The following is a 16,115-nucleotide window of genomic DNA, read 5'->3' as shown; positions in this document are numbered from 1 at the left end:
TCAAAAAAGGAGAGGCTTAAAATGTTGATTAAAAGTTTGCCGCTCATTATAGTTATTGGAATTTTTATTTTTATAGTTTTACAAATTAACAAGATGGATAACATTAGTAACACAACAAAATGGTTGTTCTACTTTATAATACTATTTGGGGGAGGAATGCTTCTGTATCTTATGTTTATATTTCTTTTTTTGGGAATGAATGTTTAATTATAAACAGGAGGTAAATTCAATGAAAAAATTTTTTGGTCTGTAGGTATGTTTTTTATGGCAATGTTATTTTTGGTTCCTTCAACCGTTTCAGCTAGTGAAAATAATGTAAGTGGTGGTGAAATTCCTGAGTTTGCTAGTGAGTTAATGAGCAAAATGGATTTGTATATCACCCAAGATGAGTCAGGCGACAGATATTTTGATGTAGATAGTGCAATAGCAAATAACGAAGGGGAAATTGTTATACAAGCTGGGAAAGCTTTTAATAGTATCAAAGCAGAAGATGAAACTTCTCCGTACCTTAGACTTAGAATACCAAGTGTCTCATATGGTAATTATTGTGGACCGGGAAATAATGGTAAAAAACCTATTGATGATTTAGATAGAGCTTGTAAAGCACATGATGGTTGTTATAAATGGGGAGGGAACAATACAAATTGTAATAGAAACCTATGTAAAGCCCTTGTTCCTGTTATCCAATTAGCTCAACAAAATCCAGCAAAATTAATATATGCAACAGCTGCATATAAATATTTTAGTTGCGGGAAATTGCTGAGGTAGAATTTTTTATTTACATGAAGGAGAACAAAATTATATATATTTGTTCTCCTATTTATTTTTTATTAAGAGAAGAATAATGAATAAAAAAAGGACACGCATTCTTATTATGCTACTTTCAACCGTTTGCCTAATCTTAGTTGGTGTAATAATTTTTCAGTCTTTTTCTATTCATAAGAATAGTAATCCAAAAAATGAAAAAATCGAACAGAAAGATAACTATGATAAGATAGTTAGCAACTTTAAGGAAATTAGTAACGATGAATTGTGGAGAATTAGGGAGTCAAGACAACCCGAAAAATCTTGCCACACAGACCGCTTTTTCGAATCAAAAAGTTCAGACGACCTACGAGAAGTTGGTTCGAGAAGCGCAAAAAATCAACGGAAATAAAGTCGTGTATCAAATAGTGACCGAAATGAACGCATGCCACGGGGCTACTGGTTGCAAGCGATTGACAGTGCAGGTACACTTAATTTTAATGTCTACGAGTACAACGTGCAGCCAAACATCATGTTTCACTATGAAGATGGCACAAGTAAAATCGATCGAACAATGAAAGTGAGTTGGGAATCATGACCAAAGAAGAAAAAATAAGTTTGATTGTACGAAACAGTGACTTCACTTACGAAGAACTAGAAAAACTACCCATGGCTAGTATTGATAGCCTGTATATGGCACATGTTCTTGAAAAGAATGGTGGTTAACGTATTTTCCGTAAAGCGAACACTTCACAACGATATACAATTGTGCTATACTTATAATATGAAAGGTGTGAGAAAAATGGCTCAAATTAACTTTAGAATTGACGATGAATTAAAAGAAGAATCTAAAGAAATCTTTGATTCTCTAGGAATTGATTTGACAACAGGTATTAAAATATTTTTAACTAAAGTTGTTCGTGAAAAAGGAATTCCTTTTGAAATGACTGTACGAAAAGATAATCTTGCTCAAGCATTAGAAGAAATGAAAAGTGAAGACTATAAATCATTTGATAGTGTGGCTGAATTAATGAAGGACTTAAACGATGAAGATTAAGCGTACTCCCACTTTTAAAAGAAATTACAAGTCCCTAAAGAAAAAACATTATGACATGCAAAAACTAGAAATTGTCTTAGAATTACTTGTCCAGCAACAAACAGATATACTTTATCAAAAGTATAGAGACCATGCGTTAAAAGGAAACAAACAAGGACTTAGAGAATTGCATATTGAAAAAGACTGGCTTCTTGTATACGAAATAAAAAACGAGATTTTAGAATTATGGTTACTAGCCACTGGAAAGCATGACGATGTTCTTTGAAGTCTTACAAGCGGGCAGATTGAGAGGTGATTTTCATGAGAGTAATGGTTAAAAATGAAAAAATAGATATGCTATATTCGATTATTTTAGTGTTGTTAGGTTTATTCGCACTGTTTGTATGTAAAGTTTATAATTTCTACTGGGAATGGACTTCGTTTTTCTTGTTTATGGAGATAATTTCTTCAATTAATTTACCAGCTGCGATTAGAAGAAAAAAACAATACAAAAAAATTGAAGATTTGAGAAAAGTATTAAACTTATCCATTGAAGAAGTACGAGAAATTGCGGATATTGGTAGATATGATTTAATAGATTGGAAATGGGATAAGGCATATATCCCACAAAAAAAGTTGTACAAATTAGAGGATACATTAGAGAAAATGTACTTCAAAAAGTTTGATAAAGAATTTGTGTTAGATAACAAAGGATATGTTCAATCAACTAGTCTCACAAACGGTGAGAATTAACAACAAACACAGGGTTGTTTACACAACAGAAAAAGAAAAACATTTGGTAAAAGTTTGGAGTGCATGGTCACATTATGAAAAAGGAATGCCAAGGTAGACGTATCAAAAACTCAATTGGTCATAGAAGCACCATTTACAAAAATTGACACTCCTGCGACTTAAGTCGTGGGAGTGTCAATTTGAAGGTACAAACAATATTTTCTAGGTATAGAATATCAGAAAGTTACGTAAAAAACGTGACGAAATTGTAAGTTGTATTATTACTGTCAAGACGTTATTTTTTTATTATGTAGATGGGGTTAAAAATCTACAAATAAAGAAATGAAAGAGGATGAATTATGAATATTAAGTTTAAGATTGGTGTAATAACTTTGGTAGCAATTTTAGGTATAAGCGCAACAATACCTAGTGTAACTGCTTTAGCAACAGAAATAGAACAAGATAATCAAACCTCTTTGTATGATATTGAAGAAGATAATAATACTACTTATGATACTAAAACAGAAGAAGTAGCAGCAGTTCAGTTGACAGATAACGATTTAATTATTAATGGAGAAGTTTATAATCAAGAAAAACTAGAAGCACTTTTAGAAACAGCGCAGGAAGTTGAACAGCCTAGTAATGGTGGACGACAAAAGAGATTTGCTGCCGCTGCAGGAGTTTACTTTATTCCAGGTATTGGACAAGTTGCTTTAGCGGCAACTGGGGCTATTGTTTTAGGTGGAATTACGATTGGAGCTGGACACTGGGCATATAACACAATTAAGAATTGGCTAAATAATCCACAAAATAGTGCTTCTAGAGCCTATGGTATTCCTAAAGGTTTGTTAGATTCAAATGGTAATGTCAAATTAGGTAATTTTAACCAAAAAGTAAAAGGGAAAAATGCTTGGAAAGACCCTAAAACAGGCTATGTTAAAGAAAAAGATACCGCAGGACATGGCGGAAGAAAGTGGAAAATAAAAGATAAACAAGGAAATAGAAAAGCTTCAACAGATGGAAATGGAAAAATTTTATCAAAATAAAATTAGGTATGTATTAAATGAAAAAAAAACTTAGAGGATTAAAACGTAAATGGAAACTAATGATAACTAATTTGGATAAATTAGCTATAGATGCCAACTATGCTGATGATGAAATTTTCATTAAAGAATCATTTGAATATTTCAATAGGAAAATATCTGCACCTTATAAAATTGAGCTGTTTGACAAATTGTTACACATACTTAATACTAAGCAAAAACAAGATGGTAAGCGTTGTTATCTGTTATGGTATCTTCCAAACGATATATTTGAATCAAGTATTCTAATTTTTGATGGATTTATTGAATTAGAGAACTTTTTAAAAGAAAGGAACTATAAAGTTGTCGATAATGACAATTACCGATTGTTTTTAAATAAAAATAAAATGCCCGAAAATTATATAAGTGCTAGAGTTAAAAGTGAAGAAAGGGTATCAGTAACAGCGACAATTGAAAATGAAGAATATATAAATAAAATATCCGTGATATTAATAGCTAATGAAAAAATTATTTCTATGGTAAAAAAAGAATTGAATTAATATAGTGCTGGGAACAATCAGAGTCACACTAGAATAACAGTCTAGGTGTCTTACAAACCGCTCTCAAAAACGATGGTTTGTGAGACTATAAAAATAAGCGATAACTAAAAAAGAGGAATCCTTTAAATTAAGGGTTCCTCTTTTCTCATAACCCGTCTCAATTTCAACGTCTCATATACTCCTGTTTGTGTTATAGATTTGTTCAATAAGGTATACTCTATTGAACTTTTTTGTGTGGTTATTAAATCAGTCTTTCTTAGTGTTCATTAGACTTGTTCAAAACGGAGGTGATTTTCAAGTGCGAAAAGGAGAATTTGTCGTTTTTACAGGAAGTCTGAGTTCAATGACGAGAAAGCAAGCACAGGCTCTTGTGACTGGTGTGGGGTGGAAAGTACAACATATGGTCACAAAACAGACAACAATACTAGTTGTTGGCTATCATCAAACAAAATTGACAGATCCTTTTTCGGAATCCGAGAGGCGAACAGGAGAAACGTCCGTCGAAAATTCGTGTCAGTTGTATCGAAAAATGGTATAAATAAGCAAAAAAGGGGGATAAAACAAGGAAAATTCTATTGAAAATCCGAATAAGATTATATTAAACTTAATTTGTAAAAAAACAGCATGTTAAGTCTATTTTGCGTACCAATTACCTCAACAAAAATTTCTTATTCTCATCAAAAATCTTCTAATTAACTTATTAAAAACACACTAACTAAAATTCAGACACATACAAATTACATGGAAGATATACAGAAAGGTGGTTAGCATTATGATGCAAATATCTGTTGGGAAATGGGGAAACTCAAACGCGATTAGAATTCCCGCTGAACTATTGAAAGCAATCGGTGCGAAACAAGGGGATAAATTGGATGTTGAAATTGAAAATGGAAAACTAGTTTTAGGTATCGATTCTAAAGATGAGTTAACATTTGAACAATTATTTAAAGATTATAGTGGAGAATCCTTAAAAAGTTTATTGGTAGAGTTTGAACCAGTAGGAAATGAACTATGGTAAAACAAGGTGATATTGTAAAATTTAATTTGAATCCGAAACAAAGTCATGAGCAGCAAGGTTACAGACCTTATATTGGTTTAAACTATAAGGGTGTTGCGCAATATTCTAATATCGCGATATTCTCTTCAATTCCTAATGCAAAACGAAACTATCCTCTTTATGTTCCAGTACCAAAATCAAATTAAACCACCGGAAAAGTATTACTAGATTAACTAGTTGCAATTGATTACAGTGCTGGAAAATATGATTTTATAGAAACTGTCTCTAACGATTTTGTCGAAGAACTGTTAAGAAAAGTAAAAGTGATTTTTCAAAAAGATTGAGCTGCGAGAAAATCTAACAGCTCTCAGGCTGTAGAGAAATCGAAATGTTCAACCGTTTTTTTAGGGGCACTTTGTCAAATGAGGTTGTAAAGAAAAATCCAAAAGATAATGGCTCTTTGTCAAATAGGACTGATAGAGTGATATAAGAACATCTAAGGTAGAATTTATTTTCTGCTTTAGATGTTTTTTATGTTTAATAAGTGATCAGATGATTGATTAAGAAAACTCTGGTTCTCATCCTACGAAAGCTTCTAAACACGTAAGCTATTCGTTTCAATGCTTTGATGTGGGTATGCAGATTCTCTATTTTAGCATTTGAGTAAGGCAACTCTAAGGCTAAACGAATGCCTGATTCATAGTTTATAAACGCTTTTTTTATATGATGCAGTTCTCTTGGAACCGACTTGGGCATTGTTTTTACAAGCTGAAAGAAGATGTCCGCTTCTTTGTCATGAAAAGCTTGAAGAATTTCTTAATAGTAAGCATAAGCTATTCGTAGTTCATCAGAAGTAGAAAGCAGACGTTCTACGACTTCACTTTCGGTTAGATAGGCCCAACCAAAATTACGCCATTTTGTCCATTTATCATAAACAAGCATGTCCTGTCGTGTAATCAGAAGTCGAGATAAAGCCTTCACTTGTTGATAGTGTTTGGCTTGTATTGGATCGTTTCGGTCGAAGCTTTTCATGACTCGTAGTCGAATATCCTCAAAACTGCGAATGAGGTGCTTGACGATGTGAAAGCGATCCACAACGAGTTTGGCATGAGGAAAGCACTCTTTTATCAACGAAGCATAAGAAGCATTCATATCCGTTAGAGTATTTTTACGTTTAAACGTGCACGTCGTTCAAATTGTATAAAATAAGAAACCAAGTCTTTCTTCTTACGTGAAGGAAGAATATCCAGTAATTTCCCGGTATCGCCATCCATACAAGAAAAAGAATAGGGACCAACTTGATTTTTCAATGAACGAAATTCATCCACCAATAAACAACGATGCAACCAATTTCTTTTCACTTTTGTCATGGGGAGCAGAGAAGCGAGTGTTCGCGAAACGGTTGACCAAGAAACGCCGCAATGTTTAGAAATCGTCGTCATTGCTTGCTTTTCAGTCAATTCCTCCAATATTTTATAATGTGCTTGTTTGGCGATAAAACAGTTTTTTTCAACAATGTAGGTATTCGCCGTAAAATAGGTGTGACAGCCATGACAGAGGTATCGTTGCCTTGCCAAAGCAAGATAAGTCCGTTGATTCGCACACTTATTGAGAAGGACCAGCGATTTTTTCTTTCCGTTCTTAACGATCAGCCCATGTTGATTCACCTAGGACAGCGATGAATCGTTTTAATGAGCGTAGCAGAAACAACGATACTGTTGATTGAATGTATTTTTTCTTCTCGACATGAGTGATTTGAATGTTTTTATCTTTGATTCCTAGTAATAGTTTGATAGGATGAAGATCAGACATACAGAACGCTCCTTTGATTGAGTAGGAGGTAGCCTTTTTGTTTTTTTAGAGTTTGAGTTTTCGTATAAAATAATTATCGATTCTATAAATATTAAAACTTTTTAATGAAAATTCGAGAAATATTATATATAGTTATATTGATTAATGCTTTTTCAAACCGAATTTATTATATAGTCAAGTTTTTATTTTTCAGTAACTTTGGGTAAAAACAAAAGTTTTCAATATACTTACCTTTATTATTGGGTTGTAATTTAAGTGAAAAAGAAAGATAGTTTGTTGTTATAAGCTATAGACGAATTAAGTGCTTTTTTTCGTTCACTTACAGTTTAGAAAGTAGGTATAGCGAAACAAATTCTGTGGGATATGTGTTATTTTACTGTAATTTATAAACTAGAAATACTTAGATAAAAGTCATTAATAAAAATACTATACTTGGAGTGAAGATGATGAGAAAAAGAGGTTTGTTCTTCTTGGTTTGGATAGTCGTGTTATTGTTCTCTGCTCAATCTTTCATTAATGGCATGACAGCAATTGCGTTAACGGAAGACAAAGAAAAAAACGAACAACAATTATTTGATAACGAATACGGTAAGGCTTCAATTCAATATCAAATTAAGGAAAATCATGTTGATTGGCAAATCAATATACATAAAAATGACAACAAAGAACCAACACGCTTGACCTATTCGCTACAAGATGTAAAAGATAAAGCTGTTATCTTGCCAACAATGGTCAAAGATGATCAGTCATCAGAAAATTTATTTGAGGTAAAAACAGATAAGAGTATTGCAGACTACGGTCAAGTAGTGGAAAAAGAAGTATCCACTGCTATTAAAAACGATCAAATTAAATTTACGACACCGGTGGTAAGTGAAGTCAATTTAAAAATTAGTTTGAATACAAAAACGGACGATAAGGCTGAAGAAGTAGGATTCTCAAAAGAATATCCGATTACACTTGTGAAAGCTAACGTAACAGAATCGACAACAATACAAAGTAGCTTGGGTTCAAGCACTGTTGAATCGACTGCGACTTCTTCTAGTGAGGCTACAAAAGAATCAACAAGTGGTGATGTAACGAATCTAGGCGATGCTGACGAAGCAACAGTTGATTCCGCTAAAAAAGAAGCTGAAAAGAAATATGAAGAAACAGGCAGACCACAAGTAATTACGCGGAGCGCGGCAGATAGCTTGGGTTTTGCTGGAAGAACATACGCAAATATCGAGCCTCAATATATTACTGATAACAGTGGGACTTATCCGGAATACTCTTGGATTCCCGATGGAAATACGAATGTTATAAATCATCAAGGGAAGGTTGGCGGAGGATCTTCATGGGATGGGATAACATCTTGGGACGGAAATCAAAACAATAAGAAAAATTCTTATATAGAATATGGCGGAACCAGAGCAGATGCTGATTTTGCAATTAGAAAGTATGCCAAGGAATCTACACGATCACAAGGATTGTATGATGTCTTCCTGAATATTCGTGGAAATGTTCAAAAGGAAATTACACCAATTGATATTATGTTAGTTGTCGATTGGTCAGGTAGTATGAATGATAATGACCGAATTGGCGAAGTGAAAAAAGGGATAGATCAATTCGTCAATACATTAGCTGCTAGTGGAATCTCCGATAAGATTAATATTGGCTATGTTGGGTACTCTAGTCCAGGATATCTTAACAATACAATTAATTTAATGCCTTTCAAGGACGCTCAGCAACGAATAAAGACTTTTACACCAAATAAAGCCTCGGGAGGAACATTTACAGAAAAAGCTTTGCGAGATGCCCAGAATCAACTTTCCAATGGTGCTAAAGACCATAAGAAGGTTATTGTTCTGCTAACCGATGGGGTTCCAACTTTCAGTTATAAGCCATCAAGTGTTAAGAGCATAGCTAATGCACCCAAAACACTGACAGAAGGGGAAAAATATTATGCTGATGATAGTGAAAACACTATTATTGGACAGGGAAATTCTTCTTCATTAAATGGATACTATACGTACTCTCCTGAAAACGGAAATAGAGGTAACTATGTTAAAAATTATCCAACAGCAAAATATAGTGAAAATTCTACGTACGTTAGAGTTCCAAATGCTTTTGTTGCTACTATTGGTCAGGCAGTTAAAATTAAAGAAGCAGGAACTGAAATTCATTCATTGGGTATACAGCTAAATAGTGACGTAAATGCAGGATTAACGTCGGAGCAAGTTCAAAATAGAATGAAACAAATTGCTACTAAAAGTGATAGCGGAGTCCTTTATTATGAAACAGCAAATAAGGCTTCGGGAATTGCAAATTACTTTTCTAATAAGGCAGTTCAGATTATTGGTACCGTAAGTGGTGGTAAAGTAATTGATCCTATTGGGAAACAATTCAATTATGTAACTAATTCATTAGAGATAACTTCAGTTGCTGGATCAGCTCTAATACCAAATTACACCGAACCAGAAAAAAATGGTGAGATAGACATCAACAATCTTAACTTGGGAAAAGGTCAAGAAATTCAAATTCATTATCAAGTTAGGATAAATACAGAAGACGAAAATTTTGTGCCTGATAAGTGGTATCAAATAAATGGGAGAACAACCTTTACACCTAATCAAGAGCTCCCCGATAATATGGTAGATTTCGGTGTTCCTTCTGCAAAAGCACCAGGTACAACAATAGATTTAACTAAAAAATGGGATGAGTTTGATAATAATATACTAGGAAGATCAGATTTATTGTTCCAGGTTAGTAGGAATGAAGTCCCTATAGGTGTTTTGAAAATAACTAGTCAAAATGAAAAATCAGATGATAAAAACATCTGGAGTAGAGAACACGTTCAGAAGATTTCTGCTGCGCAGTTACCTTATAATGAAACAATTTGGTTACCAAAATTTGATAATCAAGGTAATGATTTTAAATATGCAATTAGTAAAGAACTAACAGAACTTACAAATTATGAATCAACTAAAATTGATGATAATACTTGGAAAAATACTAAGATATTTACCCCTTTGTCTTTAAAGATTACTAAGAAAGATAGTATTACCGGAAGTTTACTGAAGGGTGCTGAGTTTGCTATTTCCGGTGGTGATTTAAGCGAACCAGCTGTGCTCGAACCAAAAAGTGATGGAATTTATGTGTTACCCGAAAAAATTACTTTAAATAAGGGGAAAGTTTACGAGGTAAGCGAAACAAAAAGTCCAGAAGGTTATCGAATGTTGAATGATCCAATTCGAATAGAAATTGATGCAACTGGAAAAGTAAGTATATCTAACAAAGAACTATCTAATGCTAATTTAACTGTGTCTGACAATGTCATAACTTTCGATGTCCCCAACAAAGCCAAAGTACCGCTTCCTTCCACTGGTGGTTCGGGTACGTGGATGTACTATCTAGCTGGCTCGCTAGCATTGGTTGTGGTGGGTGGTTATCTCTTTTACCGTTCCCGTAATAGTAAGGGGGTGGCGTAGATGAAGAAGATGCTGTTGGCATTTACTAGTTTACTGCTGTTTGTACCTCTAATGATGGGGATGTCGGCCAGTGATACGTTGAAGGATAATCGTGTGGATATTGTGTTACACAAGATTGCTTTTCCGGATGGAGAGATGCCGGCTGATAGTGAAAACACAGGCCGTGCGGATGACGATCATGCCTCCTTATTAAAGGAATATCACGGTTTGAATAATGTGAAATTTGAAGTTTTCGATGTTTCTCGGAAATTTTATGAGTTGAGAAATTCTGGAATGTCGGCGGAACAAGCGCAACAAGAGCTTACGAAACTTGGTCCCAATAAAGTTCGGGTTGCGGAAGGAACCACCCACCGCGCCAGTGAAGGGGAAGAACGCTACACGATAGCTGATGTGCAAGATGGTTTGCTGGTTTTCAATCTTGCTGCGAAGTCTGCACAAGCGAAAGGGCAGGATGCAGTGTACTTGATTCATGAAGCTAGTGCCCCAAAATACATTAATACTGTTTCGAAAGATTTGGTTGTAGTGTTGCCGGTTTACGATGGCGATGCAGTTTTAAATCCGATTCATCTTTATCCGAAGAATGAACGGAAACAAACGATTCCACCTCGGTTTAATAAGGTCGTGACGGACGGTAAAGCCAATTATAACTTTGGTGATAAGGTTCCTTTCACGGTAACAAGCACGGTACCAGATGATTTGACCGACTATAAATACTTTAAAATTACGGACCAAGCGGATGATGTTCTACATTTTAATCCAGAATCGTTAAAGGTCACGATTGATGGTAAAGAGGTCAGCTTCCTGTATGAAAAAAACGTTCGCGAGCATGGCTTTGAATTGAATTTTAAGGATATTGACAAGTTATCCGATTATGAAGGAAAAACCATCGTAATCACTTATACCGATACCTTGATGAGTCATGAAAAAGTCGATGCAAAGATTGTGAATACGGCTTCGCTAGATACGGACTTCGATAAAATCACCAAGGAAGTGGACGTTAAGACTGGCGGCAAAAAATTTGTGAAGGTGGACATGGCGGATAATACTAAGCTATTAGCTGGTGCCGAGTTTGTCGTCTTAAATGAGCAAAAGCAATATCTCGTGCAAAGTAAAGATGGTTTTGCTTGGGAAGATTCTAGGGATGCTGCGAATCTTGTGAAGCTGGTTTCCAATAAAGAAGGAGCATTTGAGATTACTGGTTTAGCCTATGGTAAGTATCAGCTACAAGAAATTACCGCGCCAGATGGGTACCAATTAAATCAATCTCCGGTTGAATTTGTTATTAGCGAAACGAGCTATGATATGGCAGATGGTGTACTGAAAGTTGTCAACAAGTCGACCGAAACGCCACCTAATAAGCCCGATAAACCAAACAAACCGAATGTACCGGATACAAACAAACCAAATACCAAACACCATTTTCCAAAAACCAATGAAATCTTGAACAATAAGATGGTTTGGTTAGGTGCCGTCATGATTCTCATCGTGATCATTGTGTTTGTTCGCAATAAAAAGGAAAAAAATGAAGAATAAAAAGGGGTTAAAGAAAATGAAAACAAGAAAACAGAAGATTTGGGGCGTTATTGCAACATTAATTATGGTATTTCCTTTCGTATTAGGACTTGGTAATGCTAAAAATGTATTTGCTGATGATAATACAGATATGGCTAATATCATCATCCATAAAAAGAAAATGACAGGTGAGAATGTACCTAATCCACTGATTCAAAATAGTGGTAATGAGATGACAGAGTTTGATAACTATCAAGGGCTAGCAGGTGTTACTTTTAGTGTCTATGATGTTACGACTGAATTTTATAACAGTCGCGCTGCTGATACTTCGGTGGATGATGCTAAAGCTGAAGTAAAAAATTTGACTCCAAATACTCCAATTGCTCAAGGAACCACAGATGCAGGTGGAAATCTTACTTTGAATTTACCTAAAAAACAAAATGGCAAAGATGCGGTCTATACAATTAAGGAAGAAGAAAAAGATGGGGTTGTAGCTGCTGACAATATGGTAGTTGCCTTTCCAGTTTATGAAATGATTAAACAGGCAGATGGTTCTTATAAATATGGAACAGAAGAATTAAGCACAATTCATATCTACCCTAAAAACGTAGTCTCTAATAACGGAAGTTTACAGGTGAAAAAAGAAGGTACCGCTGAAAATGAAGGCTTGAATGGTGCGGAATTTATCATTTCAAAATCTGAAGGCGAATCAAACACAGTCAAATACATCCAAGGAGTTAAGGATGGCTTATATACTTGGACTACGAATAAAGAGGACGCAAAACATTTTATTACTGGCTATAGTTACAGTATCGGAGACAATCAATTTACAGAAGCGAAAAATGCGGATAGTGTAAAAGGTGAACTGACCGTTAAAAATCTTGAAGTTGGCGCCTATACGTTAGAAGAAGTAAAAGCTCCTAATAACGCAGCATTAATTGACAGTCAAACAAATACACCCTTTACGATTAGTGCCAATAGTACCGAAAAAACACCAGTTGAATTAACCATTAAAAATGATACATCAAAGGTTGAAAAAACAACACCGCAATTAAACGGCAAAGATGTAGCAATTGGAGAAAAAATTCAATATCAAATTTCTGTTAACATTCCTTTAGGGATTGCAGATAAGGATAGTAATGTAAATAAATACGTGAGATTCAACTTAGTCGATACGCATGATGCGGCTTTAACCTTTGATAACCAAACTTCTGGAGACTATGGGTATGTATTATATGATGGAGAAAAAGTGATTTCTTCAAAAAACTACCAAGTTACTGAACAAGATAATGGATTTACGGTTGCTGTTAATCCAGATTTTATTCCTTCATTAACGCCTGGTGGCACCTTAAAATTTGTTTACTTTATGCATTTAAATGATAAGGCAGATCCAACGAAAGGGTTTAAAAATGAAGCCAACGTTGACAATGGTCACACGAATGATCCAAACACACCAAGTGTTGAAGTTGTAACGGGTGGCAAACGCTTCGTCAAAGTTGATGCCGATGTAACATCAGATAAAACACTAGCGGGTGCATCATTTGTTGTTCGTAACGAAAACAGTGATACAGCGAAATATTTGAAGATCGATGACACAAAGACAGTAAGTTGGGTGGATACTAAAGAAAATGCAACAACTTTTACTACTACTACCAAAGATGACGGCTTGATTGCGATTACTGGTCTTAAATACGGTACCTACTTCTTAGAAGAAACAGTGGCACCAAACGATTATGTTTTATTATCGAATCGTATTGAGTTTACAGTTAACGACGCTTCTTACGGAACAACAGAAAAGTTAGTTGATCCACAAAAAGTACCAAACAAACACAAAGGTACTCTCCCTTCCACTGGTGGTAAAGGGATCTATGCTTTCATCGCAATTGGTACGATTGCGGTAGCAGGTGCGGTATTCTACTTTACACGTGGACGCAAACAAACTGAAGCGTAAACGAACTGAACTGGGACAGAAGTCGGGAATGGCTTCTGTCCTGATTTTGCTATAAGGAGCGTCTCATGAAAAAAGCAGCGAAGAAGAAAACAACGAAAAAAAGAACATTTGTGGATATTTTGATGGCTTTGTTGCTGATTTTTGGCATTGGGGCGCTGTCTTATCCTTTTATCAGTGACACGCTGAATACTTTTTTAGATCAGCAAATCATCAATTATTATCAAGCCAAAGCAAATGCCGAAAATGAAGAGGCGATGCAGGCGGCACAAGAAAAGATGGAGCAAAAAAATAAGGAATTGGCAGAAAAAGGTAGTAATCCAGGCGCTGATCCTTGGTCTGATGCGACAAAGAAGAAAAAGGTGCCGAAAAATCCACCCAAAGATTATTATCAAACCCATACGATTGGTGTCATTAATATTCCTAAGATAAAAATTAAACTGCCAATTTTTGACACCACCAATGATTTATTTTTAGCAAAGGGAACTTCGCTATTGGAAGGGACTTCTTATCCAACGGGCGGCGAAAGCACCCACGCCGTCATTTCAGGACATCGGGGGTTGCCAGAAGCGAAACTGTTTACGGATTTACCAGAGCTAAAAAATGGGGATCAGTTCTACATTGAGATTAGTAAAGAAATCCATGCTTACGAAGTGGATCAAATAAAAGTAGTAGAACCGACGAATACGGATTATCTGCAGATTGAAAAGGGCAAGGATTACGTCACGCTCTTGACCTGTACGCCTTACATGATTAACAGTCACCGACTGTTGGTGCGAGGCCATCGCATTGCCTATGTACCTAAAATGGCAGCCGAGCTGAAAAAAGCCGACCGCTATCAATTGTTGCGAATTATTGGAATTGTGGTAGGGGGAGTATTACTTATCGCACTTTTAGTCGCCGCAGTTATTAAGCATGCCAAAACATTAGCCATTGCCAAAAAGCGATATTTGTTGGAATTCAACATATTGCAGAATCAAAAGCCCTTAACCGGGGTGACTTTTGCGGTTTATGATCGTAAAGGAAAGCATCAAATCAATCGTGATGGCAAACCGCTAAAAGCAACAAGTGATGAAGCAGGAATCATTCAAATTGAAGCGATGGAAGGTGGAAAATACGTTCTGAAATCGACTACGGGCAATTTGAAAATTCAAATTAAAAAAGTGACAGATGAGCGATTTACCCTGGTTACCAAAAAGAGTCCTTGGCAAAAGACAAATAATTATACTGTTGAAAATAATCCAAATTTAAAATAATTTAATTTATAATCTGACACATTTGAAGCTCTTTCATTGGGCAGTTGACCATATTTTTGCTACACTTGAAGAGTAGTAAAGAATAAGGAGGCTATATCAATGGATAAAGATCAAGTTAAAGGTAAAGTAAATGAAACAGCAGGTAAGGCAACAGGTGATGATTCAAAAGAATTAAAAGGTAAGCTACAACAAGAAGCTGGCAAAATCAAAGAAAAAGCTGAAGATTTAAAAGATGATGTAGCTGGTGAAATCAACAAATTGTTTGATAAAAAAGATAAAGAAAAATAAATTTTTGCTGGCTCTTTGTCAATGGTGTTGTTTTGATTAAATCATACTTTAGGAAATGCTGAAGCATTTCCTTTTTTGTGTTATTAATTATTTCACAATATTTTTCTGGATTAGAGCATGCATCCGGAGGTGACGAAAAGTGTGAAATTCAATTGCTATTCTTTTGATTATTTTGATAAGATTATTCTTTCCTTTCAATTTCCCGTTTGAATAAGGATATTCTAAAGAATTTTTGCTGTTTTTTTGTGCTTTGTTAGGTATCAAATCGCTTTTTTAAATTCATCGTTCAAAGAATGCGGTAATCCGTCAATCAAATTGAAAAAATCGACCGAATTTTTTGTATCAAAAAGCCAACAATTCTTGATAGACCTCGTAGTTTTGGTGTAGTTGGTCATCTATAGAAACTAGATAATCTGTCACCTTAGATTCTGTTAAATATTTTCTTTGACAGAGGGGAAATTGATTGAAGGAGGTATAATTTAACTTCATATTCTTCTTCAAAATTGTTCGCCAATACTTTTTTCAACTTTCGATAATCTTTTTGATCCTGCGGATCATTTTTATTTAGTTGATTCATTGCCTGAACTCGTTGCTTATTAAAGGCACTCGTAATTTGTTGGATGACGTGGAAGTGATCGATAGAGATTCGTTCATTTGGAAAAACTTCTTTGGTCACTGTATCGTAAGAGATATTCATATCCATAACATGTGCGTAACTCGTCTTCTAGCTTTTAAGGTAAA

General features: G+C 35.0%; 16 protein-coding genes and 2 pseudogenes. 16 read left to right on the top strand and 2 right to left on the bottom strand.

Annotated elements, in window-relative coordinates; genetic code table 11:
• Positions 1-264: 264 nt before the first annotated feature.
• From IGI65_RS12415 to IGI65_RS12365, 11 genes and pseudogenes are all read left to right on the top strand, one after another.
• Complete coding sequence (locus IGI65_RS12415; RefSeq protein ID WP_249024210.1) at positions 265-768, top strand: phospholipase A2 family protein; 504 nt, start codon at positions 265-267, stop codon at positions 766-768.
• 266 nt (positions 769-1,034) lie between these two features.
• Positions 1,035-1,342, top strand: a pseudogene (locus IGI65_RS12410) (DNA/RNA non-specific endonuclease); the annotation flags it as partial.
• The gene (locus IGI65_RS12405; protein ID WP_379924364.1) at positions 1,339-1,470 is read left to right on the top strand and encodes a hypothetical protein; all 132 of its coding nucleotides are present in this window, start codon (positions 1,339-1,341) and stop codon (positions 1,468-1,470) included. The pseudogene IGI65_RS12410 and the gene IGI65_RS12405, both read left to right, overlap by 4 nt.
• Positions 1,471-1,546: 76 nt before the next feature.
• Entirely contained in the window at positions 1,547-1,801 is a 255-nt protein-coding gene (locus IGI65_RS12400) for a type II toxin-antitoxin system RelB/DinJ family antitoxin (protein ID WP_071865569.1), read from the top strand.
• A complete protein-coding gene (locus IGI65_RS12395; RefSeq protein WP_071865570.1) occupies positions 1,791-2,066 on the top strand; it encodes a type II toxin-antitoxin system YafQ family toxin in 276 nt (91 codons plus the stop codon). Before IGI65_RS12400 ends, IGI65_RS12395 begins: the two co-directional genes overlap by 11 nt.
• A gap of 35 nt (positions 2,067-2,101) precedes the next feature.
• Positions 2,102-2,533: a hypothetical protein gene (locus IGI65_RS12390; RefSeq protein WP_071865571.1), complete on the top strand. Its 432-nt coding sequence runs from the start codon at positions 2,102-2,104 to the stop codon at positions 2,531-2,533.
• Between the two features lie 338 nt (positions 2,534-2,871).
• A complete protein-coding gene (locus IGI65_RS12385; protein WP_412257000.1) occupies positions 2,872-3,558 on the top strand; it encodes a hypothetical protein in 687 nt (228 codons plus the stop codon).
• A gap of 17 nt (positions 3,559-3,575) precedes the next feature.
• The gene (locus IGI65_RS12380) at positions 3,576-4,094 is read left to right on the top strand and encodes a hypothetical protein (RefSeq protein ID WP_412257002.1); all 519 of its coding nucleotides are present in this window, start codon (positions 3,576-3,578) and stop codon (positions 4,092-4,094) included.
• Between the two features lie 232 nt (positions 4,095-4,326).
• Positions 4,327-4,632: a BRCT domain-containing protein gene (locus IGI65_RS12375; protein WP_379924366.1), complete on the top strand. Its 306-nt coding sequence runs from the start codon at positions 4,327-4,329 to the stop codon at positions 4,630-4,632.
• A 234-nt stretch (positions 4,633-4,866) separates the two neighbouring features.
• Positions 4,867-5,112, top strand: coding sequence for an AbrB/MazE/SpoVT family DNA-binding domain-containing protein (locus IGI65_RS12370; protein WP_010746367.1), 246 nt, complete (start codon positions 4,867-4,869; stop codon positions 5,110-5,112).
• A complete protein-coding gene (locus tag IGI65_RS12365; RefSeq protein ID WP_379924360.1) occupies positions 5,106-5,297 on the top strand; it encodes a type II toxin-antitoxin system PemK/MazF family toxin in 192 nt (63 codons plus the stop codon). The genes IGI65_RS12370 and IGI65_RS12365 overlap by 7 nt, the downstream gene beginning before the upstream one ends.
• Positions 5,298-5,609: 312 nt before the next feature.
• Here IGI65_RS12365 and IGI65_RS12360 read toward each other — a convergent pair.
• Positions 5,610-6,903: pseudogene (locus tag IGI65_RS12360) on the bottom strand (ISL3 family transposase); the annotation flags it as partial.
• 443 nt (positions 6,904-7,346) lie between these two features.
• Between IGI65_RS12360 and IGI65_RS12355 the strand changes: the two are divergent.
• The 5 genes from IGI65_RS12355 to IGI65_RS12335 all read left to right on the top strand — a co-directional run bounded on the left by IGI65_RS12355 (position 7,347) and on the right by IGI65_RS12335 (position 15,374).
• The gene (locus tag IGI65_RS12355) at positions 7,347-10,370 is read left to right on the top strand and encodes a VWA domain-containing protein (RefSeq protein ID WP_438774236.1); all 3,024 of its coding nucleotides are present in this window, start codon (positions 7,347-7,349) and stop codon (positions 10,368-10,370) included.
• Complete coding sequence (locus IGI65_RS12350) at positions 10,371-11,903, top strand: SpaH/EbpB family LPXTG-anchored major pilin (RefSeq protein ID WP_438774235.1); 1,533 nt, start codon at positions 10,371-10,373, stop codon at positions 11,901-11,903.
• A gap of 16 nt (positions 11,904-11,919) precedes the next feature.
• A complete protein-coding gene (locus IGI65_RS12345; protein WP_438774234.1) occupies positions 11,920-13,833 on the top strand; it encodes a SpaH/EbpB family LPXTG-anchored major pilin in 1,914 nt (637 codons plus the stop codon).
• 65 nt (positions 13,834-13,898) lie between these two features.
• Positions 13,899-15,086, top strand: coding sequence for a class C sortase (locus tag IGI65_RS12340; protein ID WP_438774233.1), 1,188 nt, complete (start codon positions 13,899-13,901; stop codon positions 15,084-15,086).
• Positions 15,087-15,185: 99 nt separating this feature from the next.
• Entirely contained in the window at positions 15,186-15,374 is a 189-nt protein-coding gene (locus IGI65_RS12335) for a CsbD family protein (protein WP_071865579.1), read from the top strand.
• A 421-nt stretch (positions 15,375-15,795) separates the two neighbouring features.
• Here IGI65_RS12335 and IGI65_RS12330 read toward each other — a convergent pair whose 3' ends face one another.
• Complete coding sequence (locus IGI65_RS12330) at positions 15,796-16,077, bottom strand: transposase (protein WP_249024185.1); 282 nt, start codon at positions 16,075-16,077, stop codon at positions 15,796-15,798.
• Positions 16,078-16,115 lie beyond the last annotated feature (38 nt).

It is taken from the genome of Enterococcus sp. DIV0755b, from assembly GCF_051713765.1.
Lineage (GTDB): Bacteria > Bacillota > Bacilli > Lactobacillales > Enterococcaceae > Enterococcus_C > Enterococcus_C canintestini.
Note: the sequence above shows the minus strand (reverse complement) of the source record. Positions and strands in the feature narration are given on the sequence as shown.

Coding starts and splice junctions, on each gene's coding strand:
- IGI65_RS12415 (WP_249024210.1), top strand. CDS start 265: ATGGCAATGTTATTTTTGGTTCCTTCAACCGTTTCAGCTAGTGAAAAT.
- IGI65_RS12405 (WP_379924364.1), top strand. CDS start 1,339: ATGACCAAAGAAGAAAAAATAAGTTTGATTGTACGAAACAGTGACTTC.
- IGI65_RS12400 (WP_071865569.1), top strand. CDS start 1,547: ATGGCTCAAATTAACTTTAGAATTGACGATGAATTAAAAGAAGAATCT.
- IGI65_RS12395 (WP_071865570.1), top strand. CDS start 1,791: ATGAAGATTAAGCGTACTCCCACTTTTAAAAGAAATTACAAGTCCCTA.
- IGI65_RS12390 (WP_071865571.1), top strand. CDS start 2,102: ATGAGAGTAATGGTTAAAAATGAAAAAATAGATATGCTATATTCGATT.
- IGI65_RS12385 (WP_412257000.1), top strand. CDS start 2,872: ATGAATATTAAGTTTAAGATTGGTGTAATAACTTTGGTAGCAATTTTA.
- IGI65_RS12380 (WP_412257002.1), top strand. CDS start 3,576: ATGAAAAAAAAACTTAGAGGATTAAAACGTAAATGGAAACTAATGATA.
- IGI65_RS12370 (WP_010746367.1), top strand. CDS start 4,867: ATGATGCAAATATCTGTTGGGAAATGGGGAAACTCAAACGCGATTAGA.
- IGI65_RS12365 (WP_379924360.1), top strand. CDS start 5,106: ATGGTAAAACAAGGTGATATTGTAAAATTTAATTTGAATCCGAAACAA.
- IGI65_RS12355 (WP_438774236.1), top strand. CDS start 7,347: ATGATGAGAAAAAGAGGTTTGTTCTTCTTGGTTTGGATAGTCGTGTTA.
- IGI65_RS12350 (WP_438774235.1), top strand. CDS start 10,371: ATGAAGAAGATGCTGTTGGCATTTACTAGTTTACTGCTGTTTGTACCT.
- IGI65_RS12345 (WP_438774234.1), top strand. CDS start 11,920: ATGAAAACAAGAAAACAGAAGATTTGGGGCGTTATTGCAACATTAATT.
- IGI65_RS12340 (WP_438774233.1), top strand. CDS start 13,899: ATGAAAAAAGCAGCGAAGAAGAAAACAACGAAAAAAAGAACATTTGTG.
- IGI65_RS12335 (WP_071865579.1), top strand. CDS start 15,186: ATGGATAAAGATCAAGTTAAAGGTAAAGTAAATGAAACAGCAGGTAAG.
- IGI65_RS12330 (WP_249024185.1), bottom strand. CDS start 16,077: ATGGATATGAATATCTCTTACGATACAGTGACCAAAGAAGTTTTTCCA.